The sequence below is a fragment of the Ruegeria sp. D4 genome (genome assembly GCF_056534475.1).
The window spans coordinates 1-26,174 of the sequence record NZ_JBQFPJ010000003.1; the positions used below are offsets into that span (position 1 = coordinate 1).

Annotated in this window: 28 protein-coding genes; 8 read left to right on the forward strand and 20 right to left on the reverse strand. The window is 60.9% G+C overall.

What is annotated here, in order from left to right; all coding sequences use genetic code 11:
* From ACR0MI_RS05905 to ACR0MI_RS05925, 5 genes are all read right to left on the reverse strand, one after another.
* Window positions 1-363 (reverse strand): beta/alpha barrel domain-containing protein (locus ACR0MI_RS05905; protein WP_480853898.1); only part of this gene is annotated, 363 nt, incomplete at its 3' end.
* A gap of 3 nt (window positions 364-366) precedes the next feature.
* Window positions 367-2,172 carry a phosphogluconate dehydratase gene (gene edd, locus ACR0MI_RS05910; RefSeq protein ID WP_170613199.1) on the reverse strand — a complete coding sequence of 602 codons (1,806 nt, stop codon included), beginning with the start codon at window positions 2,170-2,172 and terminating at the stop codon, window positions 367-369.
* A 2-nt stretch (window positions 2,173-2,174) separates the two neighbouring features.
* Window positions 2,175-3,620: a glucose-6-phosphate dehydrogenase gene (gene zwf / locus ACR0MI_RS05915; RefSeq protein WP_170613200.1), complete on the reverse strand. Its 1,446-nt coding sequence runs from the start codon at window positions 3,618-3,620 to the stop codon at window positions 2,175-2,177.
* Between the two features lie 119 nt (window positions 3,621-3,739).
* The gene (gene ptsP / locus ACR0MI_RS05920; protein WP_170613202.1) at window positions 3,740-5,983 is read right to left on the reverse strand and encodes a phosphoenolpyruvate--protein phosphotransferase; all 2,244 of its coding nucleotides are present in this window, start codon (window positions 5,981-5,983) and stop codon (window positions 3,740-3,742) included.
* A gap of 46 nt (window positions 5,984-6,029) precedes the next feature.
* Window positions 6,030-7,268 carry an aspartate kinase gene (locus ACR0MI_RS05925; RefSeq protein ID WP_170613204.1) on the reverse strand — a complete coding sequence of 413 codons (1,239 nt, stop codon included), beginning with the start codon at window positions 7,266-7,268 and terminating at the stop codon, window positions 6,030-6,032.
* A gap of 166 nt (window positions 7,269-7,434) precedes the next feature.
* Here ACR0MI_RS05925 and ACR0MI_RS05930 point away from each other — a divergent pair, with 166 nt between their 5' ends.
* A complete protein-coding gene (locus ACR0MI_RS05930; RefSeq protein WP_170613206.1) occupies window positions 7,435-7,791 on the forward strand; it encodes a hypothetical protein in 357 nt (118 codons plus the stop codon).
* Here the strand turns inward: ACR0MI_RS05930 and ACR0MI_RS05935 are convergent.
* The 5 genes from ACR0MI_RS05935 to ACR0MI_RS05955 form a co-directional block, all read right to left on the reverse strand.
* Entirely contained in the window at window positions 7,785-8,423 is a 639-nt protein-coding gene (locus tag ACR0MI_RS05935) for an SDR family oxidoreductase (RefSeq protein ID WP_170613208.1), read from the reverse strand. The genes ACR0MI_RS05930 and ACR0MI_RS05935 overlap by 7 nt on opposite strands.
* A gap of 3 nt (window positions 8,424-8,426) precedes the next feature.
* Entirely contained in the window at window positions 8,427-8,882 is a 456-nt protein-coding gene (locus ACR0MI_RS05940; protein ID WP_170613210.1) for a DUF1178 family protein, read from the reverse strand.
* Window positions 8,883-8,933: 51 nt separating this feature from the next.
* Window positions 8,934-9,419, reverse strand: a complete 486-nt coding sequence (locus ACR0MI_RS05945; protein ID WP_170816798.1) for an NUDIX hydrolase — start codon at window positions 9,417-9,419, stop codon at window positions 8,934-8,936.
* Between the two features lie 128 nt (window positions 9,420-9,547).
* Window positions 9,548-10,294, reverse strand: a complete 747-nt coding sequence (locus tag ACR0MI_RS05950) for an EcsC family protein (protein ID WP_170613214.1) — start codon at window positions 10,292-10,294, stop codon at window positions 9,548-9,550.
* A 53-nt stretch (window positions 10,295-10,347) separates the two neighbouring features.
* Entirely contained in the window at window positions 10,348-10,842 is a 495-nt protein-coding gene (locus tag ACR0MI_RS05955; RefSeq protein WP_170816797.1) for a GNAT family N-acetyltransferase, read from the reverse strand.
* A gap of 73 nt (window positions 10,843-10,915) precedes the next feature.
* Here ACR0MI_RS05955 and ACR0MI_RS05960 point away from each other — a divergent pair, with 73 nt between their 5' ends.
* Window positions 10,916-11,521 carry a flavin reductase family protein gene (locus tag ACR0MI_RS05960; protein WP_170816796.1) on the forward strand — a complete coding sequence of 202 codons (606 nt, stop codon included), beginning with the start codon at window positions 10,916-10,918 and terminating at the stop codon, window positions 11,519-11,521.
* 139 nt (window positions 11,522-11,660) lie between these two features.
* Here the strand turns inward: ACR0MI_RS05960 and ACR0MI_RS05965 are convergent, their stop codons facing one another.
* Window positions 11,661-13,295 carry a SulP family inorganic anion transporter gene (locus ACR0MI_RS05965; RefSeq protein WP_170816795.1) on the reverse strand — a complete coding sequence of 545 codons (1,635 nt, stop codon included), beginning with the start codon at window positions 13,293-13,295 and terminating at the stop codon, window positions 11,661-11,663.
* A 219-nt stretch (window positions 13,296-13,514) separates the two neighbouring features.
* Between ACR0MI_RS05965 and ACR0MI_RS05970 the strand changes: the two genes are divergently transcribed.
* Window positions 13,515-14,387 carry an S-methyl-5'-thioadenosine phosphorylase gene (locus ACR0MI_RS05970; protein ID WP_170613222.1) on the forward strand — a complete coding sequence of 291 codons (873 nt, stop codon included), beginning with the start codon at window positions 13,515-13,517 and terminating at the stop codon, window positions 14,385-14,387.
* 2 nt (window positions 14,388-14,389) lie between these two features.
* On the opposite strand, the gene ACR0MI_RS05975 is transcribed toward ACR0MI_RS05970, so the two are convergent.
* On the reverse strand, window positions 14,390-15,250 hold the full coding sequence (locus ACR0MI_RS05975) for an alpha/beta hydrolase (protein ID WP_170613224.1): 861 nt from the start codon (window positions 15,248-15,250) through the stop codon (window positions 14,390-14,392).
* Window positions 15,251-15,472: 222 nt separating this feature from the next.
* Here ACR0MI_RS05975 and ACR0MI_RS05980 point away from each other — a divergent pair, with 222 nt between their 5' ends.
* Together ACR0MI_RS05980 and ACR0MI_RS05985 are read left to right on the forward strand one after the other, a co-directional pair.
* Complete coding sequence (locus ACR0MI_RS05980) at window positions 15,473-16,489, forward strand: DUF418 domain-containing protein (RefSeq protein WP_170613226.1); 1,017 nt, start codon at window positions 15,473-15,475, stop codon at window positions 16,487-16,489.
* A 50-nt stretch (window positions 16,490-16,539) separates the two neighbouring features.
* Window positions 16,540-17,169, forward strand: a complete 630-nt coding sequence (locus ACR0MI_RS05985; RefSeq protein ID WP_170613228.1) for a LysE family translocator — start codon at window positions 16,540-16,542, stop codon at window positions 17,167-17,169.
* Between the two features lie 2 nt (window positions 17,170-17,171).
* Here the strand turns inward: ACR0MI_RS05985 and ACR0MI_RS05990 are convergent, their stop codons facing one another.
* On the reverse strand, window positions 17,172-17,345 hold the full coding sequence (locus ACR0MI_RS05990) for a hypothetical protein (RefSeq protein WP_170613230.1): 174 nt from the start codon (window positions 17,343-17,345) through the stop codon (window positions 17,172-17,174).
* A gap of 107 nt (window positions 17,346-17,452) precedes the next feature.
* Here ACR0MI_RS05990 and ACR0MI_RS05995 point away from each other — a divergent pair, with 107 nt between their 5' ends.
* The 3 genes from ACR0MI_RS05995 (at window position 17,453) to ACR0MI_RS06005 (ending at window position 18,860) form a co-directional block, all read left to right on the forward strand.
* On the forward strand, window positions 17,453-17,587 hold the full coding sequence (locus ACR0MI_RS05995) for a hypothetical protein (RefSeq protein WP_480440744.1): 135 nt from the start codon (window positions 17,453-17,455) through the stop codon (window positions 17,585-17,587).
* A gap of 80 nt (window positions 17,588-17,667) precedes the next feature.
* Complete coding sequence (locus ACR0MI_RS06000) at window positions 17,668-18,207, forward strand: adenine phosphoribosyltransferase (RefSeq protein ID WP_170619414.1); 540 nt, start codon at window positions 17,668-17,670, stop codon at window positions 18,205-18,207.
* 170 nt (window positions 18,208-18,377) lie between these two features.
* Window positions 18,378-18,860 (forward strand): fasciclin domain-containing protein, encoded by a 483-nt coding sequence (locus ACR0MI_RS06005; RefSeq protein ID WP_170613234.1) that lies wholly within the window; start codon window positions 18,378-18,380, stop codon window positions 18,858-18,860.
* A 34-nt stretch (window positions 18,861-18,894) separates the two neighbouring features.
* Here the strand turns inward: ACR0MI_RS06005 and ACR0MI_RS06010 are convergent, their stop codons facing one another.
* From ACR0MI_RS06010 to ACR0MI_RS06040, 7 genes are all read right to left on the reverse strand, one after another.
* The gene (locus ACR0MI_RS06010; protein ID WP_170619415.1) at window positions 18,895-20,310 is read right to left on the reverse strand and encodes an FAD-binding oxidoreductase; all 1,416 of its coding nucleotides are present in this window, start codon (window positions 20,308-20,310) and stop codon (window positions 18,895-18,897) included.
* 38 nt (window positions 20,311-20,348) lie between these two features.
* The gene (locus ACR0MI_RS06015; RefSeq protein ID WP_170815908.1) at window positions 20,349-21,167 is read right to left on the reverse strand and encodes an MBL fold metallo-hydrolase; all 819 of its coding nucleotides are present in this window, start codon (window positions 21,165-21,167) and stop codon (window positions 20,349-20,351) included.
* 124 nt (window positions 21,168-21,291) lie between these two features.
* Window positions 21,292-21,876, reverse strand: coding sequence for a GNAT family N-acetyltransferase (locus ACR0MI_RS06020; protein WP_170613774.1), 585 nt, complete (start codon window positions 21,874-21,876; stop codon window positions 21,292-21,294).
* Window positions 21,876-23,138, reverse strand: a complete 1,263-nt coding sequence (locus ACR0MI_RS06025; RefSeq protein WP_170613240.1) for a M16 family metallopeptidase — start codon at window positions 23,136-23,138, stop codon at window positions 21,876-21,878. The genes ACR0MI_RS06020 and ACR0MI_RS06025 overlap by 1 nt, the downstream gene beginning before the upstream one ends.
* Window positions 23,135-24,523 (reverse strand): threonine synthase, encoded by a 1,389-nt coding sequence (gene thrC, locus ACR0MI_RS06030; RefSeq protein ID WP_170613242.1) that lies wholly within the window; start codon window positions 24,521-24,523, stop codon window positions 23,135-23,137. Before thrC ends, ACR0MI_RS06025 begins: the two co-directional genes overlap by 4 nt.
* Complete coding sequence (locus ACR0MI_RS06035; RefSeq protein WP_170613244.1) at window positions 24,520-25,197, reverse strand: SURF1 family protein; 678 nt, start codon at window positions 25,195-25,197, stop codon at window positions 24,520-24,522. Before ACR0MI_RS06035 ends, thrC begins: the two co-directional genes overlap by 4 nt.
* Before the next feature lie 156 nt (window positions 25,198-25,353).
* Entirely contained in the window at window positions 25,354-26,169 is an 816-nt protein-coding gene (locus ACR0MI_RS06040; RefSeq protein ID WP_170613246.1) for a cytochrome c oxidase subunit 3, read from the reverse strand.
* Window positions 26,170-26,174: the final 5 nt, after the last annotated feature.

Below are 26,174 nucleotides of genomic sequence, written 5' to 3' on the forward strand. Positions count from 1 at the left end.
CATCGCTTCGCTGGCGCTGGCAGCGCCGGGCAGCAGGGGTAGGCCCTCGGCCTCGCAGGCGGCAATCCGGGCGTCGGTTGCACCGGGCGAGACGCCGAACTGCGCGCCCGCTTCCTTCGCTGCTCGCACGTCATCGGGTGTGACCAGCGTACCCGCGCCAACAACACCGCCGGGCACCTGCGCCATGGCGCGGATGGCGTCCAACGCGGCAGGCGTACGCAAGGTAACCTCGAGCGCGGGCAGACCACCGGCCACGAGCGCTTCGGCCAGCGGGCGGGCCTGTGCCGCATCGTCGATCACAAGTACCGGGACAATGGGTGCCAGGGCGCAGATTTCGCGGGTACGTTGGGTTTTGGATGTCATGGCTCAGGCTCCGAAAATACTAGCGCCAGCATCGGCTGAGCCGACGTTGCCGCGGAACGCCGCAAACAGGTCCCGCCCGGTGCCGTGTTGGTTGGCCGAAAGGTCGGCGGTGACTGGTGTGCGGTCCAGAACGCCGGGCGTCAGAATCTCCAACTCCCCCTTCACTGCGTCGACGCGCAGCAGGTCGCCGTCCTGCAGATACGCGATGGCACCGCCATCCAGCGCCTCGGGGCAGACATGGATCGCAGCGGGGACTTTGCCGGACGCACCGGACATGCGGCCATCGGTGACCAGCGCCACCTTTTGTCCCCTGCCCTGCAGGATCGACAGGATCGGCGTCAGCGAGTGCAGTTCGGGCATGCCGTTGGCCTTTGGACCCTGAAAGCGGACGACGACAATGACGTCACCGGTGAATTCTCCGGCCTTGAAGGCGGCTTTGACCTCGTCCTGATCGTGGAACACGCGGACCGGAGCCTCGACCACCTGATGTTCGGGGGCGACGGCGGAGACCTTCATGACGGCGGTACCCAGATTGCCGGTCAGGCGGGACAGGCCGCCGGTGGGTTGGAACGGGTCTTTGGCCGGGCGCACGATCTTTTCGTTCAGGCTGTGGCCCGCGCCGTCTTCCCAGATCAGTTCGCCACCGACCAGCTTGGGTTCTTTGGTGTAGTTGTGCAGGCCCTGCCCCGCAACGGTCAGCGTATCGGGGTGCAGCAGGCCGTCTTCCAACAGGGTTCCGATACAATAGCCCAGACCGCCTGCGGCGTGGAAATGGTTTACGTCGGCCAGACCGTTTGGATAGACCCGCGCAACCAGGGGAACGACAGCGGAAATGTCGGAAAAATCCTGCCAATCTAAAACGATACCGCCTGCCCGCGCCATCGCGATCAGGTGGATCAGCAGGTTGGTCGAGCCGCCGGTGGCCATCAACCCGACGATGCCGTTCACAAAGGCGCGCTCGTCCAGGATCTGATAGACCGGCGTGTAGTTGTTGCCCAACGCACTCAGCGACAGGGCGCGACGGGCTCCCTCTTCGGTCAGCGCGTCGCGCAAGGGTGTGTTGGGATTGACGAAGCTGGAGCCCGGCAGATGCAGGCCCATGAATTCCATCAGCATCTGGTTGGTGTTGGCGGTGCCATAGAAGGTGCAGGTGCCGGGGCCGTGATAAGCGGCCATCTCAGCGGCCATGAGCGCATCGCGCCCGACCTCTCCGGCGGCGAATTGTTGGCGGACCTTGGCTTTTTCGTCGTTGGGCAACCCGCTGGTCATGGGACCGGCTGGCAGGAAGACCGCCGGCAAATGGCCAAATGATTGCGCACCGATCACCAGACCGGGGACGATCTTGTCACAGACACCCAGAAAGACGGCAGCGTCAAACGTGTTGTGGCTGAGGGCGACCCCTGTGGCCAGAGCGATGACATCGCGGGAAAACAGCGACAGCTCCATTCCGGCCTCGCCCTGCGTGACGCCATCGCACATGGCCGGTACGCCTCCCGCAACCTGCGCCGTGCCGCCTGCTGCGCGGATCGCATCGCGGATCAGGGCCGGGTAGCGTTCGAACGGCTGATGGGCGGAAAGCATGTCGTTATAGGCCGTAACGATCCCCAGATTCCCGGCGGTTCCGGTGACCATGGCCTGTTGATCCGGTCCCGCGCTCGCATAGGCGTGGGCCTGACCGCTGCAGGACAGATGTGCGCGGGCCGGGCCTTTTGATCTTGCCTGCTCCATCCGATCCAGATGAGGACCGCGCAGGGGCGCGCTGCGATCAATGATCCGTTGGGTGACATCGGTGATGACAGAGTGAACCATGTTTAACCTCCGATCTGACGCCAGCGGCGACCATCGCGATGCATCAGCATCAATGCTTCCTCGGGGCCAGAGCTGCCCTGATCGTAACGCGCCGGGCGGTCACCGCGGTTTTCCCAGCCCTGTATGATCGGGTCGACCCAGGCCCAGGCGGCCTCGGCCTCGTCCCCGCGCATGAAGAGGGTCTGATCGCCGCGGATGACGTCCATCACCAGACGCTCGTACGCGTCCGGCGCTTGTGCTTCGGCGCCCAGGGCGTCAGCAAAGCTCATGTCCAGCGCCACATCCGACAGGCGGAAACCGCCCGGACCGGGATCCTTGATGGTGGTTCGCAGTGTAATGCCTTCGTCCGGTTGCAGGCGGATCACCAATACGTTGCCGCGCAAGTGACCGACATTGGGGAAAATCGTGTGTGGCGGGTCACGGAAAAACACCGCGATCTCGGATTCACGGGCGCGCAGGCGTTTGCCGGTGCGCAGATAGAACGGCACGCCCGCCCAGCGCCAGTTGCCCAGATGGACCTTCAGCGCGATGAAGCTTTCGGTGCGGCTGGCTGGGTTGCCGACATGATCGACATAGCCGCCTTTGCCATGAACCGCCCGGTATTGACCGCGGGCAATGTCGGCCGGTGCGACGGGTTCCAGCGCCTCGATCACCTTGACCTTTTCGTCACGTACCGAATTGGGTGAGAATTTCGAAGGCGGCTCCATCGCCGTCAGGCACAGAAGCTGGACCAGGTGGTTCTGGATCATGTCACGCATGGCGCCGGACTGATCGTAGTACGCACCGCGCCCCTCGACCCCTACCGTTTCGGCCACGGTGATCTGAACGTGATCGATATGGGTGGAGTTCCAGAGCGGCTCGAACAGGGAATTGGCAAAGCGCAGGGCCATCAGGTTCTGCACGGTTTCCTTGCCCAGGTAATGGTCGATCCGATAGATCTGATGTTCCTCGAAACAGGCGCGCAGCCCCTCGTTCAGGGCGCGGGCCGAAGCCAGATCGTGGCCAAAGGGTTTTTCCACCACGATACGGCTGTCCGGTGTGGCCAGGCCGTTGTCCTGCAGCCGCTGCGCAATCCCGGCAAACAGGCTGGGCCCCACCGACAGATAGAACGCCCGGACAACATCGTCGCGCAGGACCTTGCCCAGCTTGTCCCAGCCCTTTTCACCCAGCGCGTCGACAGGTACGTATTCCACCCGCTCGAGAAAACGATCCAGCGTTTCTGCTTTGAACTCGGGCGCGAATTCCTGCATCGATGCTCGCACCTGATCGCGGAAACCGTCGCTGTCCATTTCCGTGCGGGCGGTGCCGATGATCCGCGCCTCGTCCGGCATCTGCCCGACTTCGAAACGGTGGTACAGGCCCGGAAGGATCTTGCGCTGCGCCAGATCGCCTGATGCACCAAACAGCACAAGGTCGAACGGGTTGACGGGAATTACGCGTGAAACCATGACCGGGCTCCTTCAGAACACATTCGGATCACCTTAGCACCAGATCGCTGCAATACCGGTATCGTAGGTTATGTTATCGCTAACACTCGTGAGGTGAATAGGCAAAGCAGGCGCAAAGATCAACCCTGATTTCGCAACCACTCCATAACCGAGGGCCGCACCGACTGTTCGCCGCGATGCCGGGCATCGGCGATGATCTTGCGCACTTCCTGCAGGTTTGCCCGCAGCAGAACGCTTTTGACCGGGCCGATCGAGGCAGGACGCATCGACAGCGACCGGATGCCCATGGCCGCAAGGCACAGCGCCTCGACCGGGCGCCCGGCGTCCTCACCGCAGAAACTGAGCGGTGTGTTCGAGATGTTGCAACGCTCGACAATACGTTCGATGAAGCTGAGGAAGCTGACGTTCAGCGTGTCATAACGGCGGCGCACCAGTTCGTTTTCGCGGTCGGCCGCAAAGAAGAACTGTTTCAGGTCGTTGCCGCCGATCGAAATGAAATCGACCTCGTCAAAGAATTTTTGCGGGGCGAAGGCCAGCGACGGCGTTTCAAGCATCGCGCCCACTTCAAGCGTCTCAGGCAGGACATGGCCCAGACGTTTTTCCCGCTCGATGGTCTTGTTGACCTCCCAGCGGGCTTCGCGGAATTCGTCGGCCTGCGCCACGAACGGGAACATGATGGTCAGCGGGCGGCCGTTGGCGGCGCGCAGCAGCGCCTGCAGCTGCATGCGCATCACGCCGCGCTTGTCCAGACCCACGCGGATCGCACGCCAACCCAAAGCCGGGTTCGGTTCGGCCACGTGCTTCATGTAAGGCAGAACCTTGTCGGACCCGATATCCAGCGTGCGGAACACAACGCGCTTTTCCCCCGCCGCATCCAGCACACGCTGATATTGCGTCACCAGCTCCGATCGTTTGGGCATCTGGTTGCGGATCAGGAATTGCAGCTCGGTCCGGAACAGGCCCACGCCTTCGGCCCCGGAATTACCCAGCGACGGCAGGTCGGCCATCAGGCCCGCGTTCATCACCAGATGGATCCGCTCTCCATCGCGGGTAACGGTCGGGGTATCGCGAATCGAGGCATAGCGTTCCTGCGCCTTGGCCTGCATGGCGATCTTGTCGCGGAAGGCGCTGACTACTGTGTCTTCGGGGCGCAGATGCACGACGCCGTTGTCGCCGTCGACCAGAATGTGGTCTCCGTTCAGGGCCTCGGTCGTGATGCGACCAACATGCACCACAAGCGGAATCGCCAGTGCCCGGGCGACGATGGTGGCGTGGCTGCCGACGGAGCCTTCCTCGAGAACGATGCCTTTCAGCGACCGCCCGTATTCCAGAAGATCGCCTGGACCGATATTGCGGGCAATCAGGATCGGATCGGGCGGCAGGTCCGCCCCGTTGGTGTTGCCCTGCCCGGTCAGAATGCGCAGCAGCCGATTGCTGAGATCGTCAAGGTCCGCCAGCCGTTCGCGCAGGTACGGGTCTGTCACCTGCTCCATCCGCGCGCGGGCCTGAGACTGTTCCTTTTCTACCGCAGCTTCGGCGCTGAGACCGCGGGCGATGTCTTCCTCCATCCGACGCATCCAGCCCTTGGAGTTGGCAAACATGCGATAGGCTTCCAAAACCTGCAACTGTTCCTTGTCGCCGCCCTGCGAGATTTCGAGCATCTTGTCGACGCCCACCCGCAATTCATCGACCGCTTCGGTCAGGCGCTCGCGTTCGCGGTGGGGGTCGTCCGCGATCGGGTTTGTCACGACAACGCGCGGTTCATGCAGCCAGACATGGCCTTCGGCCGATCCTTCCTGCGCCGGACCACCGGTCAGCTGGACCGATTGCTGGTGCAGCGGCGACAGGGCCGCGCCCTCGCCGACAAAGGCGCCAAGCTCGGCCATCTCGGCCAGAACCATTGCGACCACTTCCAGCGCATAAATCTCGTCGGCGGAAAACTCGCGCGCCTCGCGTGATTGCACGACCAGCACGCCCAGTTTTTCGCCAAGCCTTTGCACCGGAACGCCCAGGAAGGACGAAAACCGCTCTTCACCCGTTTCTGGCATGTAGCGGAAGCCCTTCGCCGAAGGGGCGTTTGCAGTGTTGACCACCTTGCCCGACTTCGCCACCCGGCCCACCAGACCTTCGCCCATGCGCATGCGGGTCTTGTGTACCGCCTCGGGCGACAACCCTTCGGTGGCGCACAGCTCCAGCGTTTCCTGATCGCGGAACAGGTAGATCGAGCAGACCTCGGCACGGATACTGTCGGCGATCAGATGCGTGATCCGGTCAAGACGTTCCTGACCGGCGGCCTCGCTCGCCATTTCTTCGCGCAGCCGCCCCAGCAGCTTGCGGGATTCAGTTTCGGTGCCGTCCGCCATGGCCAAACCAATTTACGGTGTCAGGCAAAACCCTTGGCTGAAATGCTCAGGCCGCCTTGTCCAGTTCAAAGGCATCATGCAGTGCCTGAACAGCAAGTTCCATGTATTTCCGGTCGACCAGAACAGAAATCTTGATCTCGGAGGTTGTAATGACCTTAATGTTGATCCCCTCATCCGAGAGTACCTTGAACATTTTCGCTGCCACACCCGATTGCGAACGCATACCGATACCGACAACCGATACCTTGCAGACGTCATTGTCGGTGACCAGCTCGGCGTAGTTCAGCTCGCCCTTTTCCTTGATGGCATGCAATGCCTTTTCGGCGCGGGCAACCTGGTCGGTCGGGCAAGAGAACGTCATGTCGGTCCGGCCTTCGTCCGAAATGTTCTGAACGATCATGTCGACATTCACGCCTTCGTCGCTGAGCGCGGTGAAGATGGTCGTGGCGATGCCGGGGCGGTCGGCCACGGACACCACGGTCATTTTGGCTTCGTCGCGGGAATAGGCCACACCGGCCACAACATTGGATTCCATGATATCCTCCTCGTCGCAGACCAGAGTGCCGGCCTCGTCGGATTGTTCTTCGAAACTTGAAAGAACGCGCAGTTTCACCTTGTAACGCATGGCCAGTTCGACCGAACGGGTCTGCAAGACCTTCGCCCCCAGCGAGGCAAGTTCCAGCATCTCTTCGAACGCGATCCGGTCCAGCTTGCGCGCTTTTTCACAGATGCGCGGATCCGTGGTGTAAACCCCGTCCACGTCCGTATAAATGTCGCAGCGTTCGGCATCGAAGGCTGCGGCAAAGGCCACTGCCGTGGTGTCCGAACCACCCCGGCCCAGCGTGGTGATCCGACCCTCGGGGCTGATGCCCTGAAAGCCCGCGACCACGGCAACTTTCATGCCTTCGGCGAATTTCTGGTTGATGTTGCCGGTCGGAATGTCTTCGATCCGGGCCTGGCTGTGTGCGCTTGTGGTCAGCAGCGGAACCTGCCAGCCCTGCCAGCTGCGCGCGGGCACGTCCATTTCCTGCAGTGTCAGCGCCATAAGGCCAGCAGTAACGTTTTCCCCTGAAGATACGACCGCATCATATTCGCGCGCGTCGTACAACGGCGATGTTTCGTCGACCCAGCCCACCAGTTCGTTGGTCTTGCCCGACATGGCCGAGACAATGACGATCACGTCATAGCCCTTTGCTACTTCAACGCCCACGCGCTTGGCCGCGCGGCGGATGCGGTCGAGATTGGCAACCGAAGTGCCACCGAATTTCATCACGAGTACGGGCATGGGGGCAGGTGTCTCCGCGCCTTTTATTTCTGGTCCCGAGCCTCATAAGCGAGGGGGGGCGCAAGGGCAAGGGCGCAAAGATGTCCTGATTGGCGCGCAGGCCGACTTTACAATGGGTTCCTGCGGTGCCAGCCTGCGTCTGACACATCCTTCACGAGGTTTTTTCATGTACCGTCTTGCTGCTGCCTTTGCCCTTTTGTCCTCGTCCGCTCTTGCACAATCCGCGACACTGGCCGGAACCGATGGCAAGAACGCATTGGGCACCGTTCCCTGCGCCGCCATTGCCGGTGAACCTCTGCGCTCGTGCAACGCCGAGCTGCGTCGCCGCGACGATGGAACCGCGACACTGGCCGTTCAACTGAGCACCGGCGAAGTGCGGCAAATCTATTTCACCAATGGCGAGCCGGAATCCAGCAGCTCGACATCGAAAATAACCTCCGAAACGCGTGGCGACATGATGGTGATCTTCATCGATCCCGGCGAGGTTTACGAGATTCCCAAGGCGGCACTGGCCACTCAGTAAGGGTGCGCCTGACCGTCATAGGTTTCAAAACACCCTGAACTGTCCAGGTTCAGCGTGTCGAAACGTTCGATCAGGCCCTCAACGGCCTGATCCACGGTGATGGCGGCCGCCGAGCCACCCATATCGGTCTGCACCCAGCCGGGGTGATAGATGCCGACGGCAATGCCCTCACCCTGCAGATCTGCCGCCAGATTCCGCCCCAAATTCAGCGCAGCGGCCTTGGATGCACGATAGATATAGCTGCCACCGGGCGCGCGCGTGTGCGAAGCCATTTGCGAGGACAGAATTGCGATCCTGCCTTTGGCCGCACGCAGGTTCGGCAACAGGGACTGGACCGTCAGAAAGACGCCGGTGACATTGGTCGCGAATGTCTGCGCCCACATGTCTGCCGGGTATTCTTCGATGCCGTGTCCTTTGTCGAGATAGACGCCTGCATTGCAGATCAGCAGATCAACAGGTTGACCAATCAGCCGTTCAGCCATGGCAGCGTGGTGAGCGGGTTCTGCGACGTCCAGCTTAATCTGCGCACTGTCATCGCGCGCGGTTCCGATGACGTCATCACCCCTGTTCCGGTACCTGTCGGCCAGAGCCTTTCCAATACCGCGGTTGGCCCCGGTGATAACAACCCGCACGGGTCAGTTCGTCTTTCGGCTGGGAACAAATGGCAGCGGGGCGACCGGAACACCGTCTTCGATCAGGGCTTTGGCCTCTTCCGCCTTGGCCTCGCCATAAATGGCACGGTCGGGCGCTTCGCCCAGGTGAATCTTGCGGGCCTCGGATGCGAAATCCTTACCGACGTAATCCGAATTCTCTTCCACCTGGCGGCGCAGTTGCGTCAGGATCTTTTCGATCTCAAGCGATGGTTTTGCAACATTGATCGGCGCGGGCTCGGCCGGCGCGGATTCCGGGCGCGCCACGGCATTGCGGGCGGGCCGGACACGGGGGGTCATGATCGCCTTTTCCACCTGCACACACCCGCAAACCGCGCATGTCACCATGCCCGCAGCTGCAAGTTTGTCGTAGGCGGCGGCCGATTGAAACCAACTTTCAAATGTATGGCCGTTGCTGCATTTCAATGCGTACTGAATCATGTTTCGCCCAAAATACGTGTTACAAAATAGATACCGACCAATACCGTAATATCAAGCCCTTCCGGCCAGAAGTTGGCAGGGATATTGCCCAAAATCTCGCAACAATACGGAAAGTTCCGGCGAATTGACCCTTAAAGCTGCCTTTTCCGGAACGCACCATTCCCGCTTACGCTCGTCGCTTTCCGGGAAATCCGAAGCCAGTGAGCTTACCAGCATCGCGAACACATCAACTTCGCACAAAAGTGTCCGTTTCTTGGAACGGTGCTTGATGTAAGTATACCGCCCCATCGCCTTTTTGTCGCACCGACCGACAGCGCCCGCTTCTTCCCACGCCTCCCGCTCGGCGGTTTCTGACGGGCTGAGCCCCAGGATTGGCCAGCCTCTGGGTATGATCCAGCGCCCGGAGCGGCGGGTGGTGATTAAAAGGATCTCGGGCCGGTTTTGATGGATCCGGTAGCACAGTGCTGCCGCCTGTGAATGGACAGGACAAGCCCCGGCCTTGCGCCGAGAAGTTGGCGAATGCTTCGCGTTGTTCACGCTACCGCCTTTCAAATGGTATTAACGCCTGTTTTTCAGACCGAATTTCTGCTCTTATTTTGGGTCTGCTGAGGGTAAACATACCACATGATGCGGTACTTACCAAGCGGGACTGCAAAAGTCGGGCGTTATTTCATTCGCGAAGCCAAGCGGCGCACAAGTTCGTCATGCGGGATGTCAGCATCCACCGCCAGTCGGCGCAATCCGAAATGGACACGGGCAATCTGTTGATAGTAACGGGAATAGACATAGTTCGTGCTGCCTCCGGCCAAAGCACCCAGAACCGGAATGGACTGGGCCGCCAGTTTCTGGCCCAGAACCACCGACAGGCGCGGTGCAACCGCCGCGATCAGGCGCTGCATGGCCGGTCCGGTCAACGTCAAGCGCACGGAATAGAACCCCAGATCAGCCCCGTCATCATCTGAAAGGGGCCCTGCGGCAGACAGGACCCGGACGCAATCGAATTTCACACCTTCCTCGGACGGATCAAATCCTTCGCGGGCAGCGGCCCCCTGAATGGCGCGCAGCAGCATGGCCGTTGTTGCGGGCAACTCCATCAGGGCCGTCGACAGACCGCCCATACCACCTGCCGCTCCCATGGCCGTGCTGACGACGGTATTCACCCAAGGTTGCTGGTCGGGTATCGCCCGGCGCGATCCTTCTGCGGCATGCATGGCAATCCAAAGCGCCTGCTCCGTCGCGCCGGTCAGACCCAGACGCACGGGCTCAGGCAACTGATCCAGCAGAGATTCTGCTGATCCGCCAAGCGCATTAAGCAGTTTCACCCCCGCGCCACCGGCGGACCGGTAATGCCCTGCAAGCCGATCCAGTTCAGCGTCGGCATCCAGTTCTTCAACAAGAACCACGTTCTGCATCTGCCTCCTCCTCAGTCAGAAAGATCGGCATTCAGCAGGGCCGTTTCAATAGTTCAGCGGGTCCAGCGTGATACGAGGCCCTGCACCCCGCCCCATTTTCCGGGCACAAGTTCCAGCCCCAAAACACGGTCAGGATTTGTTGGCGGCGGCATTTCCACATGCTTCAGCAGCGAAAAACCAAACCGCGAGTAATAGGGCGCGTCCCCCACCAGCATGACCCGCGCCCAGCCTTTCTCGCGCCCGGCCAGCAACCCCTCGTGGATCAGGAAACCGCCAAGACCCTCGCCCTGATGGGTCGGGTGAACCGCCACCGGACCCAGCAACAATGCATCATGATCGCCGACATGGACCGGCCAGAACCGGATCGCACCGGCCAGAATACCCTGCCCGTCGCGGGCAACAAGCGACAGGCCCGCCACCGGTGGCACATCATCGCGCAGACGATAGGAAGACAGAGCCTCACGACCGGGTGCAAAGCACAGGTCATAAAGCGCCTCGACCTCCCACCAGTCATCCGGCTGTTCCGGCCTGATCTTGAATTGCTGCACGCGCGCCCTCTTTTCCTTGCTGGAATTCGCCCTAGCACTTCGATACGCCTTGGGCAAACGCTTGGAGACCTTGATGTTCTATCGCCCCGAAGACGGCCACGGCCTGCCGCACAACCCCTTCAACGCCATCATCACCCCCCGCCCGATCGGCTGGATTTCGACGCGCGATGCGGAAGGGGTCAACAACCTGGCGCCTTATTCTTTCTTCAACGGGGTCGCCTATACGCCGCCTCAGGTAATGTTTGCCACAACCGGCACCAAGCACGATCAGGACGGTGGCAAGGACAGTATTGCCAATATCGAGGCCACCGGCGTTTTCTGCGTGAACGTCGTGGCGCATGCCCATCAGGATGCCATGAATGCCAGTTCGGCAGGTCTGCCGAAGGAAATTGACGAATTCGCCCATGCCGGGCTGACACCGATCGAGTGTGAAACCATCCCCTGCGCCCGGATCAAGGGCGCGCCTGCGGCTCTGGAATGCCGATTGACAAAGATCGTGACCCTGCCCGGAGAGGCCAACCGGGTGGTGTTCGGAGAAGTCATCGGTGTTCATCTCGATGACGCGCATATCCGCGACGGGCGATTTGACGTCACCTCGTTCAAACCGCTGGCCCGTCTTGGATATCGGGACTACTCGGTTGTTACTGAGCTGTTCGCGCTCGAACGCCCGGACGATTGAGGGCGCAGAACAAGGGGGGCGCTGCCCCCGCCGCGGCAAGCCGCGACTCCCCCGGGATATTTTCGGCCAGATGAAGAAACGGATCCTTCATTCATCTGGCCCCAAATATCCCGGAGCGCGAGGCAGAGCCTCGCAAAAATCAGTGGCCGCCCAATATGCCGGTACGGACCGAATAGTCGACCGCCAGTTCGTAATCCGGGTCGTCGTCGCTATCGACCATCAGATGTCCGGCTTTGTTGAGCAGTTTGTGGCAATCCCGGCTCAGGTGGCGCAGCATGACCCGCTTGTCTGCCGCCTCGTATTTGGCCGCGATATTCTCGATGGCCTGCAAGGCGGACTGATCCACAACCCGGCTGGCGGCGAAATCGATAATCACGGTTTCGGGGTCGTTCTGCACGTCGAAGATTTCAAGGAAGCCTTCCGACGACCCAAAGAAAAGCGGCCCCTGAATTTCATAGACCTTGGCGCCTTTTTCAGTCTCGGAATCGCGGGTGACCGCATGGATGCGTTTGGCGTTGTTCCAGGCATAGGCCAGCGCCGAGACAATCACGCCGACGACAACGGCGACCGCAAGGTCCTCCATCACTGTCACGACGGTGACCAGTACGATCACAAACGCGTCTGTCAGAGGCACTTTGCGCATGATGTTGAACGAGTTCCACGCAAAGGTGCCGATCACGACCATGAACATCACACCCACCAGTGCCGCCAGCGGGATCTGTTCGATCAGGGGGGCGGCAAACAGGATGAACACCAGCAGGAACAGGGCGGCCGCGATCCCCGCGACACGTGTGCGCCCTCCGGATTTCACGTTGATCATCGACTGGCCGATCATTGCACAGCCGCCCATGCCGCCGAAGAAACCGGTCACGACGTTGGCTGCGCCCTGCGCGATACATTCCTGCGATGCGCCACCGCGTTTGCCTGTTATCTCGCCCACGAGGTTCAGGGTCAGAAGGGATTCGATCAATCCGATCGCGGCCAGAATGACTGCATAAGGCAGAATGATCTCGAAGGTTTCCCAGTTCAACGGCACCATCGGGATGTGGAAGGCGGGCAAGCCGCCTTCGATCGAGGCCAGATCGCCGACGCGCGGCACGTCCAGCCCAAAGCCGATCACCAGTGCGGCGACAACCACGATGCCAGCCAGCGGGGCCGGCACAATACGCGTGATACGTGGCATCACCCAGATGACCGCCATGGTCAGAGCAACAAGGCCCAGCATGGTATAAAGTTGCATGCCCGACAGCCATTCACCGCCGCCCATGCCATGGCCGGTGTTTTCCATGGTTCCCGGCACCTTGAACTGCCCCATCTGGGCCAGAAAAATCACAATCGCCAGTCCGTTCACGAAGCCCAGCATCACCGGATGCGGCACCAGCCGGATAAACCGCCCCCAATGCATCGCCCCCGCAATGACTTGCAGGATACCCATCAGAACAACCGTGGCGAACAGGTACTCGACCCCGTGCTCCGCCACCAGCGCGACCATGACCACGGCCAGAGCGCCGGTTGCACCCGAGATCATGCCGGGGCGGCCGCCGATCAGAGCGGTGATCAGACCGACAAGGAACGCGGCGTACAATCCGACCAGGGGGTGTACGCCAGCAACGAAGGCAAAAGCCACGGCCTCGGGCACCAGTGCCAGGGCGACGGTCAGCCCCGAAAGCAGCTCGATCCGGATACGCGGCAGGGTGAAGCCTTCGTCCGGCATCCAGCGCAGATCGGGTATGGCAAGGCGATTGGCAAAACTTGCCAGCAAGGCTCGGGGCATTGGACGGTCCTGTCGGTTTTGATTGGTTCGCGCGAAGCGCGCCTTGTACCCGCCATTTCCCCCGCGAGGTACAGCATCTGGCGGGAACCTGCCATGCGCTGAGCACATAGCGAGATCACAGTCCACAGGGTCAGGCGCACAATCGGTTGAAACCACTTGTCAAATGGCCGCTGGCGGCTCAGAAATTTCAGGAAAGAAATTTTGGATCGGAGAAACGACGTGACCCAGACAAAGATTGCCGTCATTGGCGGATCGGGCATTTATGACATTGACGGGCTGGAAAATGCACAATGGGTCAGTGTCGAAACGCCATGGGGGGCACCGTCGGACCAGATTCTGACCGGATCTCTTGAGGGGATCGAGATGGCGTTCCTGCCCCGGCACGGACGGGGGCATGTGCATTCGCCGACCGAGGTGCCCTATCGCGCCAATATCGACGCGCTCAAGCGGCTGGGTGTGACGGATGTGATCTCGGTTTCGGCCTGCGGTTCGTTTCGCGAACACATGGCACCCGGCGATTTTGTTATTGTAGATCAGTTCATTGACCGAACTTTTGCGCGCGAGAAGAGCTTTTTCGGAACCGGCTGCGTGGCCCATGTCAGCGTTGCCCATCCCACCTGCCCGCGTCTGGGCGATGCGTGCGAGACCGCAGGCAAATCGGCTGGCATCACCGTGCATCGCGGCGGCACCTATCTGGCGATGGAGGGGCCGCAGTTCTCCTCGCTGGCGGAATCGAAGATGTATCGCAAGCACTGGGGCTGTGATGTCATCGGCATGACCAACATGCCCGAGGCCAAACTGGCCCGCGAGGCCGAGCTTTGTTACGCATCCGTTGCCATGGTCACGGACTACGACAGCTGGCATCCCGATCACGGCGAGGTTGACGTGACCACGATTATCGCCACCCTGACCGGCAATGCCGAAAAGGGCCGCGCGCTGGTCAAGGGGTTGCCGGCCTTGCTAGGGGCCGAGCGTGCGCCCTGCCCGCATGGCTGCGACCGGGCGCTGGAGTTTGCGATTCTGACCGCACCGGAAAAGCGCGACCCTGTGTTGCTTGCCAAACTGGATGCGGTCGCCGGGCGGGTCCTCTGACGTCAGTTTTTTGTCAGGCTCTGTTCGACCACGTCCCAAAGGCCGCGCGACCAGAGATCGTTATGCGTACCGTCGGGGATCACATGAAGCTGCGCCGTATCCCCGGCCAGAGCCGCCAATGCTTCAGCATGATGCAGCGGGATGGTTTCGTCCATCGTGCCGTGGAAGATCAGGGTCGGCACGGCAACATCGTCGATGATGTCCCGCGTCGCGAATTGATCTTTCATCAGGGTTGAGACCGGCAACCAGGGATACCGCTCGGCCGCGACGTCGACCGTTGCGGTAAACGGCGCCTCAAGCACGAGCAGTCTGGCATCCGGGCGCTGTTCGGCCACCGCGGCCGCGACCCCGGTTCCAAGGCTTTGGCCGTGCAGGACAACGGTCTCGCCAGCGCTGCTCAGCCTGTCGAACAGGTGCACCCCGTCGGAAATCAGCACCTGTTCGGATGGCTCGCCCCCGCTTCCGGGAAACCCGCGATAGCTGGGCGCAAGCAGCCCGTATCCGCTGTTCAGGATTTCGCGAAACCGTTCGGACCGGTCACCAAGATTCCCGGACTGACCATGAAAGAACAAAACGGTCGGCGCGTCGTCTATGGCCGAAGGCGCGGACCAGGCCGTCAATACCGTGCCGTAGGACATCGGCAGCGAGATCACATCGACATCCGCCAGCCCGATCGCAGCAGGTTCGGGCAGTTCGCCCTCGGGCTTGAACAGCAGTGACTTCTGGTTGAGGTACATGTAGCTGACCGCGCCGATATACAGAACGGCCCCGGCCAGAACGAGCCCGGTCAATGCGCGCCGGATCCGGGCGATACCCGGTACAGCAGCTTTTGCATCCGGTTTTGCGTGTTGCGTCTGTACCATTGGCCCCTCCGACACTCAGGCTTGCATGACAGGTCTGACGCTTTGAGCCGTATTTCAAGGCTCGGGTACAGTGCTTTATTGAATCTTAATCTGTTGCCACGAAGCCAGCCAGCGCAGGTTTCGCACTTTACATGGTTGAAACGCGCGGCGACCTCTCCATGTTGACGAAGATTATCGTGTGGCGGCAAATATTTAGCCGGCCACCGCCAAATGTGAGGACCGATGACACGTCTCAAGGCGCTGGATGCCGCCCGCTACTTGGCCTTTTGCGGCATGGTGCTGGTCAATTTCCGAATTGCAGCCGGCGTGGAACCGGGCCGTGACTGGGCCTCGGCTCTGGTCGATGCGCTGGAGGGGCGCGCGGCTGCGCTGTTTGTGGTGCTGGCTGGGGTTGGCATCGGGTTGTCGCAAATTTCTGCCAGTCTGCTGTTGCGCCGCGCCGCATTTCTATTCGGGCTGGGCCTGATCAACATGACCGTGTTCGACGCGGACATCCTGCATTTCTACGCGCTGTATTTTGTTGCCGGCGCGGCGTTCCTGACCGCCACGACGCGCGGCTTGTGGCTGGGCGCGTTTGGGATTGTCGCACTGTCGGTGCTTGCGATGCTCAGTTTCGACTATGACCGGGGCTGGGACCGGACCTCCCTGACCTACACCGACCTGTGGACCTTGCCCGGGTTCCTACGCAACGCACTGTTTAATGGCTGGCATCCGGTCCTGCCCTGGACCGCGTTCTTGTTGATCGGGATGGCGATCGGGAGGACACAGTTGCAAACTCTGTGCATTCAACACCGCCTGATCATCTGGGGTTTCGCCGCCGCCGTTCTGGCGCAATTTCCGCAAATGCTGATCCACGACCCCGAACTGAAGGCCTGGCTGGGCACTGAATCCATCCCGCCCGGTCCGTTCTATGTCATGGCGGGCGCGGGGACGGCATGTCTGATTATCGGGCTGTCACTCAAACTATGGCCAGTGATCGAGCGGGCAAAACTGGCCCCTGCCCTGGTGGCGCCGGGCAGGCAGAGCCTGACCCTGTACATGGCACATATCCTGATCGGGATGGGCATTCTTGATGAGGCCGGATTGCTGGACGGTTCCCTGACCGCGCCGCAGATCGTGGGGTACGCACTGCTGTTCTGCGCCGCATCGACACTTTTTGCACTGATGTGGTTCCGCCGCTTCAAGCGGGGCCCGCTTGAGGCGCTGATGCGATGGGCAACCGAACCACGTAAGGCTTGACGGCAACCGCGCGGCAAGTCTTTCTGTGAGACGAAATTACAGGATGCCTCATGTCGACAGATCTATGGCTGGCCTTTGTCGCCGCTTCCACCGCCCTGCTGCTGATCCCCGGGCCGACGGTTTTGCTGATACTCAGCTACGCCTTGTCGAAAGGGCGCAGCGTCGCCGTCGCCTCGGCCACCGGCGTGGCGCTTGGCGATCTGCTGGCGATGACGGCATCCCTGCTGGGACTTGGGGCGCTGGTTCTTGCCTCGGCCACCTTGTTTTCCGTTCTGAAATGGGTCGGGGCGGCCTATCTGGTCTGGCTGGGTATCAAACTTCTGCGCAGCGCCCCGTCTGGCGGGCTGAGCACCGTCCGCACAGAACGCGAGGTGACGGCGCGCGGCGTTTTTGGCCATGCGGCGGCCGTGACGGCGCTGAACCCCAAGTCCATCGCCTTTTTCATCGCTTTTGTGCCGCAGTTCCTGCGCCCGGATGACCCGCTGGGCCCGCAGTTCACGATCCTGATAGCTACATTTGTCGGGCTGGCCTGGCTGAACGCGCTGGCCTATGCGCTGCTGGCCGACCGACTGCGCCTGATGATCGGACGTGCCAATGTCATCACCGCAATGACCCGGTTCGGCGGATTGGCGTTGATCGGAATGGGATTTGCAACCGCCATTCTGCGCCGCCCCGCCTGACGCTACCCCTCGGCGTGTTCCTTCATGAACCCACGAATGAAGCGTCGGATTTCGCGCGCCGCCGAGGTGTCCAGCTCTTTACATAACTCGACAAAAGCGTCACGCTCATCTCTGTCCAGCCGCAGAACCAACTGACTGTTTTTCCTGGTAGAACCTTTACCGATTTTCTGTGTCACGCCTCTGGACCCTGTCAAATTCTCGATTCCTTTAGCTGCGCATTGTATATACATTGCATAGAGAATGTAGATATCGTGTGCATAACAATAAAACAGGACTTGTAGCAATGAACCTTAACGTCGCTCAGGCGTTTCTCCTGAAAGATCAGCCCAACTGGCGCAAGCCGCATCTGTCGTGGCTGCCTGTGGGACGTTACTGCTACTACGGCCTTCCCATGGCGCTGCCAAAGCGCCGCAGGTGAGCCCGAAAATCCAAACTTTGCTTGCGTGAAAGGCACGGATAGGCCAAACACCCCGCGTAGCACGAGGCAAGGGGTCGCGCATGCCCAAACACACTACGGTCAAGGATTATATCCGCACCATCGTTGATTTCCCCCATGAAGGGATCATGTTCCGGGACGTCACCACGCTGTTTGCAGACCCGCGTGGGTTTCGCATGGCCATCGACCAGATGCTGCACCCTTATGCGGGCGAGCAGATCGACAAGGTCGTGGGACTTGAGGCGCGCGGATTCATCCTGGGCGGAGCGATAGCGCATCAGCTGAGCGTCGGATTTGTCCCGATCCGCAAGAAAGGCAAGCTGCCCGGTACCACGATCAGCCAGGACTACAAACTGGAATACGGCGAGGCGATCGTCGAAATCCATGACGACGCCATTCAGCCCGGTGAAAAGATCCTTGTCGTCGATGACCTGCTGGCCACCGGCGGCACCGCCGCTGCCGGCATCAAGCTGATCGAACGGCTGGGCGGCGAGATCGTGTCATGCTCATTCATCATCGACCTGCCCGATCTGGGCGGCCGCAAGGTGCTGGAAGGCATGGGCATGGATGTCCACGTCCTGTGTGAATTCGAGGGGCTGTGAGCCTCGATTCAATCACAAAACCGTGAATGGAAATATGCGACCGCGCCGGCTTAGCGCGGTTCACATTGTGTTCAACCCAAACTTATCGACATATTCAGTGATCTCTTCTTGAGAGCGGCGCGTAGCCCAGAGGATGCCAACAACGGCATTCCATCAAGGGATTACAGACCATGTTTCGCAAACTCGCAATCGCCGGTGCAGCAAGCCTTTTCGTCGGAACAGCTGCTTACGCTGACGGCCATTCCAAGGACATCGTTGACACAGCGGTCGGCGCCGGAAGCTTTGAAACCCTCGTTGCAGCCGTTCAGGCCGCCGAGCTTGTCGACACGTTGAAAGGTGAAGGGCCGTTCACCGTTTTCGCCCCCACAGACGAGGCCTTTGCCGCCCTGCCCGAAGGCACGGTTGAGACCCTGCTGAAACCCGAGAACAAGGACCAGCTTGTCGCCGTTCTGACCTACCACGTGGTGCCCGGCAAGGTGATGTCCGGCGACCTGTCCGACGACATGAAAGCCGCAACCGTTCAGGGTGGCGAGGTCACGATCGATCTGGACAATGGCGTGATGATCAACGACGCGAATGTTGTTCAGGCCGATATCGAGACGTCCAATGGCGTCATCCACGTTATCGACAAGGTGATCCTGCCTGACTCTTAAGTGCAGTGCGCGGCCCGTATCACACGGGCCGCAGCTATGCCTTCAGGACAGCACCCGGGTTCATGATCCCATTGGGGTCAAGTGCCGCCTTGATCGCCCGCATTACTGACAGCTTGGCGGGCTCTCCATAGCGCTGAAGATCATCTGTTTTCAGCCGCCCGACCCCGTGTTCAGCGCTGACGGACCCTTCGAATTCGTGCACTAGCTCATGCACCGCATGCTTGACCTCGGCCCGTTGCGCATCGAATTCGGATCTGTCGCGGCCCTTTGGCGGGAACACGTTATAGTGCAGGTTCCCGTCCCCGAGATGTCCAAAACAATTGATCCGGTACGGCCCAAGCCCGGCCACAATCTCCGCGCCGCGCCGAATGAACTCGGGGACACGCGAAATCGGGATCGAGATATCGTGGCTGGAGACCGAGCCGATCATCCGGTTCGCCTCGGGGATGTCTTCGCGCACTGACCACAACTCGTGACGCTGTGTTTCGTTCTGGGCAATCACACCATCGCTGACCAAGCCGCGCTGACTTGCCTGTTCAAAAAGGTCCGCAAGCGTGTCTGTCGGAGAAAGCCCGCGCGACAAGCCCAGTTCGATCAGCACACACCATTCCGGCGGCACCGCAAAGGGTTGCCGGATGGCGGGCAGAACTTCGGACAGAAACTCCAGCCCCTGCCGGTGGATCAGTTCGAACGTCGATACCGCTTCGCCGAACTGGTCCCGCGCAAGCGCCAGAAGATCGATGGCGGCCTGCGCAGACGTCACCTGAAACATCGCGGTTCCAATACCGGCCGGGCGCGGAAACAGCTTCAGTGCGGCCGCCGTGATGATCCCCAGCGTCCCTTCCGACCCGATCAACAGGTTGCGCAGATCATAGCCGGTGTTGTCCTTGCGCAACCGGCTGAGCCCGTTCCAGATGTCGCCATTCGGCAGCACCGCCTCAAGACCCAGGCACAGATCACGCGCATTACCGTAGCGCAGCACGTTCACCCCACCTGCATTGGTCGCGAGATTCCCGCCGATGCGACAAGACCCCTGCGCGGCAAGGGACAGAGGGAACAGGCGGTCGGCGCTTTCGGCAGCTGCCTGGACATCGGCAAGAATCGCCCCAGCCTCGGCCACCAGCACGTTCTCGGACGGATAGACCGCCCGGATGGCCGTCATCCGCTCAAGCGATATTAGCAGCGGCGGCGGTCCGTCCGGCATCACTTGCCCGCCGACCAGTCCCGTTCCGCCGCCATAAGGAACAACCGACACCCGTGCGTCGGATGCGATGCGGATCAGGCCCGCCACCTCGTGAACCGTGCGCGGCGCGGCCAGCAGGCCGACATGCCCGGCAAACCGGCGGCGCGGTTCTTCCAGATATCGCGCCGCGACAGGGCGCAGGATCGCGTCACCCAGTTCAGCCTCGATCCTTCGGGCAAGGGTTTCATCGGCGGGATTAAATATCATGCCCCTTCCTTGCCCAACTCACGCGGCTGCAACAAGTCTTATTCCAGATCAATCAGGTACTGCGGCTCCAGCACCACGACGGTTGGCCGGTCGGGGAGCGTTTTGAGCGACACCGTGATCTCGGAAACCCCGTCACGCTCCACCGGGAATGTATCCCGGATGTCAATCAGGAACCGATCCAGCGAAAACCCCGAGAACCAGTGCATCGGTATGATAACCGAGCTTTTGAGGCGCTTGAGGACAGTGATCATCTCGGGCAGGGGCATGGTCGTGCCTCCATCCACGGCCGCCATCACCACATCCAAACGTCCCAACGCGGCAAACTGCTCGTCCGAAGGGACATGGTGCAGATGCCCCAGATGGCCGATGCACAGGCCTTCGACCTCGAATACGAAAATAGAATTGCCCTTGGTCTCGACCCCACCCAGGGTCGATCGGATATCGGTCGACACGTTGCGCACCACCAATTCACCAAGATCAAGATAGTGTTCGATCCCCTGCCCGAATTCGCCCCAACCCGGCAGGACATGGGGGATGGCAGGATCCGGATGCGCCGTCCAGTGCGTATTGTGGGCGTGGTTCATCGTCACCACGTCGGGGATCAGATCGGCGCTGCCGATGAAACCGGTGAAATCGGTGACCGAGTTCAAGCCACCCCGTGTCTGTATCAGAAACGATGCGTGGGCAATGTAACTGATGCGCACCGAAAACTCGGGCACCGGGTCGGTCCACGCAGCCTTATGCAGATACTCAATGCCCGGTGCCGCGTCTGCAATGGCAATACAATGGCTCGGTCGCCGCTCCTGCGCCGACACCGCTCCCGAGATTACCATCAATGCCAGAACCACCCAGCGCATGAGGAGAGTGTAGCGCAGAACGCGACCAAGTCATGCCCCTTGTTCATCTGGCCAAGAATATCCCGGGGTAGACGCGGCTTGCCGCGGCCGGGGGCAGAGCCCCCGATGGCCCCTTTGGGGCCACCTACCCGGCGTCGGTCTTGCCGCGCCGGTCCGAACGCAGGCTGGCATAAAGAACATGCGTCCGCCAGCGCCCGTTGATCTGCAGATATGACTGCGCCACGCCTTCGTATTTGAACCCCGAGCTTTCCAGCAACCCGCGCGAGGCATTGTTTTCAGGAAGGCAGGCAGCCTCGATCCGGCTCAGGTCAAGGCGTGTAAAGGCGTGGTGCACAACCGCGCCGATGGCCTCGCGCATATACCCCTGCCGGGCAAACGCCTGACCCGTCCAATAGCCAAGCGTTCCGGCCTGCGCCGGGCCACGCCGGATGTTGTCCAGCGTGATCGCCCCCAGCAGTACGTTGTCGCTGCGGCGAAACAGGAACAACGGGATCGCCGTACTGCTGCCGACCGAGCGCTGCGCCCAGTAGACCCGGTTGGTGAAGGATTTGCGGCTCAGGTGATCCTGGGCCCAGATCGGCTCCCACGGGGTCAGATAATCTCGCGACGCCCGCCGCAACGCGGCCCAGTCATTGAAATCGGAATGCACAGGCGGACGCAGGCTCAGCCGCTCGGTTTCGAGTTTCAGCTTGCGTCTGCCCAACAGCATCACGCCGCACGCCTCTCCTGCAATTGCGCCAGCGTAGGCGCGCCCGAGACCGGACCATAGAGCGCCAGCGCTGCCGGGGCCTGTACGGCCATCTGTTCGGCGAAGACGCGGACGTCCTCGGTGCTGACGGCGTCGATCTTGGCGACGGTATCTTCGAGCGAGGGCACCCTGCCCCAGATCTGCACCAGCCGCGCCAGACGTTCGGCGCGGTTCGAGGGGCTTTCCAGCCCCATCAGCATCCCCGCCTTCATCTGCGCACGGGCACGGGCGACCTCTTCCTCGCTCATATCTTCGGCGGCGCGCTTCATCTCGTCGATGGTGATCGTTGCCAGTTCGCCAACCTGATCGGCCGATGTTCCGGCATAGATCGTGGTTGTCCCGGTATCGGCATAGGCACCTGTCTGCGCGAAAATCGTGTAGCAAAGCCCGCGCGTCTCGCGCACTTCCTGAAACAGACGCGAGGACATGCCGCCACCCAGTGCGGTCGAGTAGATCTGTGCGGTATAGATCGCATCGTCACGATAGCCGGGGCTTTCCAGCGCCAGTGCGAAATGGGCCTGTTCCAGCGCTTTTTCCTGCCGCGCCTCACCGCCGGTGAACCGCGCAGGCTCGGCGATCAGGCCGGTTCTGGGTGTCAGATGGCCAAACATCTCCTCGGCCAGTTTCTTCAGCGCATCGTGATCCACAGCGCCGGCGGCGGACAGGATCATCTGATCCGGGCCGTAATGCTCTGCCACGAAGCCCGACAGATCCTCGCGCGAGAACGAACTGACCCTTTCGGTTGGGCCGAGAATGGTCCGGCCAAGGGGCTGGTCGTGATAGCTCTGCTCCTGCAACCAGTCAAAGATCACGTCGTCGGGCGTGTCATAGGCCTGACCGATCTCCTGCAGGATGACGCCGCGCTCGACTTCGATCTCGCGCGGGTCGAAAACCGGATTCAGGACAATGTCGCCGATGACATCCATGGCCAGCGCCACGTCGTCTTTCAGGACACGTGCGTAATAGGCCGTTACTTCGCGCGAGGTGTAGGCATTGATATAGCCGCCCACATCTTCGATCGCCTCGGCGATCTGCAGTGCGGAACGCCGCTTGGTTCCCTTGAACGCCATGTGTTCAAGGAAATGGGCGATGCCGTTCTGCTCGATCCGCTCGTGCCGCCCGCCGGCGGTTACCCAGATACCGATGGCCGCCGATTGCAGCCCCGGCATATGTTCACTGACGATACGAAACCCGTTCTTCAGTTGGTCCTGTCTGACAGTCACTCAGCAATATGCCTTCTGATATGATCCTCGAGGGCACCCAGATCGTTGGCAATGCGGGTCACCCGTTCCGGACGTTCATACAGATCAGACATGCGGGATGGAAGAGGCGGATGCACGCCGCTCGCCTTCTCGACCGCAGCCGGGAATTTCGCCGGGTGCGCGGTGGCCAGTGTGATCATCGGCACGTCCGCCGTGCGGTGCGCTTCGGCGACCCTGACGCCGACGGCGGTATGCGGGCAAACCAGCTCGGCGCTGTGGGCGAGCGTGTTCTTGATCGTCGCAAGCGTTTCGTCTTCGGACACGCGACCGGAGTCGAAGCTTTCACGCAAGGCCTCCATCGCGCCCTGGCTGACGTTGAAGCCGCCCGTCTTTAGTTCGTCCATCAATTGGGCCACTGCGGCGCCGTCTTCGCCATAGGCATAATACAACGCGCGTTCGAAGTTCGAGCTGACCTGAATATCCATCGACGGGCTGATCGAAGGGATGGTTTCGCCCTTGAAATACCCCTCGCCCGACAGGCAACGGTGCAGGATGTCGTTCTGGTTCGTGGCCACGACCAGACGGTCGATTGGAAGCCCCATGCGTTTGGCCAGATAGCCCGCGAAGATGTCACCGAAATTGCCGGTGGGGACGGTAAAGCTGACCTTGCGGTGCGGGGCTCCGAGGCTGACAGCCGCCGAAAAGTAATAGACGATCTGCGCCAGAACACGGGCAAAGTTGATCGAGTTCACGCCCGCCAGTTTCACACCATCGCGGAAGTCGAAATCGTTGAACATATCCTTCAGCGCGGCCTGGCAATCGTCGAAATCCCCATCCACGGCAAGCGCATGCACGTTGCCATCGGCGGGTGTGGTCATCTGACGGCGCTGCACCTCGGACACACGGCCATGCGGATACAAGATGAATACGTCCACGGCATCCAGACCCCGGAACGCCTCGATGGCCGCCGATCCGGTGTCGCCGCTGGTCGCGCCGACGATGGTCACCCGATCGCCCCGCCGTTTCAGAGCGACCTGGAACAGCTGACCGATCAACTGCATCGCGAAATCCTTGAATGCCAGCGTCGGGCCGTGGAACAATTCCAGCAGGAAATGGTTTTCGTTTAGCTGCTTCAATGGTGCCCGGGCATCATGGCCGAAACCTTCGTAAGCACGGGCGATGATTTCCTTGAACTCATCTTCGGCAAACGAGCCGCTGACATAGGGCCACATCACGCGGAACGCGATTTCTTCATAGGACAGACCGGCCAGAGCGGCGATCTCGTCCTGTGACATTACCGGAATTTCGGCAGGCAGGTACAGGCCGCCATCGCGGGCCAGTCCGGTCAGCATCGCCTCTTCAAAGGTCAGTTCGGGCGCCTGCCCACGGGTCGAGATGTATTTCATGTCGCGTCACTCTCAGTATTGGCACGGCTGCGCCACAGGAAGTACCCGGTCATCGCGGCCCAGACCAGAGCCAGACCAAACCAGGTGATTGCATATTGCAAATGATCGTTCGGGATACCCGCCGCATCCACTGGCAAAGGCGTTACATTCGGGTCGGTTTTCGTGCGGGCAATCAACAGCACCGGCTCCGCTCCCAGCGCTGCGGCCAGATTTGGCACATCCCGGGCAAACCAGATGTTGTCATCGATGTCCGGATCGGGCGTATAGCTGTCGATCTCATCGGGCCAGTGCAGATTGCCGGTGATCTCCATAGGCCCGGTCGAACGCTCCGCCTGCTTGGCAGTGGTCCGGACGAAACCCCGGTCCACCAGAATTGTCCGATCCGCGGTACTGAAGGACTGGATGATGCGATACCCGGCCCCAACCTGCTTGACCGAAACCAGAACATGGATTTCGCCCGGTTCCATTTCGCCAGAGACAGTGACCGGCAGATACTTGTCGGCATCCTCCGAAACCTGCGGAGGCAAAGCAACGGGCTCGGCTGAGATCCGGCTTTCGATCTCGGCCAGGATCCCCTGTTTCCACGCAAGTCTCTGCACCTGCCAGACGCCCAGCGACACCAGCACGCCCAGACCGGCAAGGCCGAAGATCAGCAGAAACAGAAAGCGGCGCATGGCTTGGGCAAACCTCATTGCAGGAACCGGCGTCTTGTTAAGGGGCGTGCGACCCGAATTGCAACCAAGCAATTGTATGGGGCGCAATCTTGCGCCCCGGATAGAGAAAAAGCCGCCCCAAAGGGCGGCTTTTGCAATTGGATCACCAAAGCGGAGTTACATCAGCGGGGCCTGACCCCAGATGTAGACGGCAAAGAACAGGAACAGCCAGACAACGTCCACGAAGTGCCAATACCAGGCGGCCGCTTCGAAACCGACGTGTTTCTCGGGCGTGAAATCGCCTTTCAGTGCGCGGATCAGACAGACCGTCAGGAAGATGGTGCCGATGATCACGTGTGCGCCATGGAACCCGGTTGCCATGAAGAAGTTCGAATAGAACTGATCGCCGCCGAATTCCCAACCACCGTGGGCCAGCAGTTCGTAATATTCGAAACCCTGCAGGAAGGTAAACGCAATACCCAGCGCGATACCGATTGCCAGACCCTGCACCAGTGCCTTTCGGTCATTGCCGTGCACAAGCGCGTGGTGCGCCCAGGTGATCGCGCAGCCCGACAACAGCAGAACCAGCGTGTTGATCAGCGGCAGGTGGAACGGGTCAACCGCGTGGATGTCCGGCTGGATGTATTCGGTGCCGGCATAGTCGTACATCGGGTACATCCGATGTTTGAAGAACGACCAGAACCAGGCAAAGAAGAACATCACCTCGGACATCACGAACAGGATGAAGCCATAGCGCAGACCGATACGGACAACTGGCGTGTGGTCGCCCTGACGGCTTTCAACCACCACTTCGGACCACCAGGCGAACATGGTGTAGAGAACGGCCACCAGACCGGCCCAGAATATCCACGGAGTGATTCCGTGCATCCACAGGACGGCTCCAAACAGCATCACAAAACCACCGACGGCGCCAACAAGCGGCCAGATCGAGGGGTTCAGAATGTGGTAGTCATGGTCTTTAGCGTGTGCCATCAGTG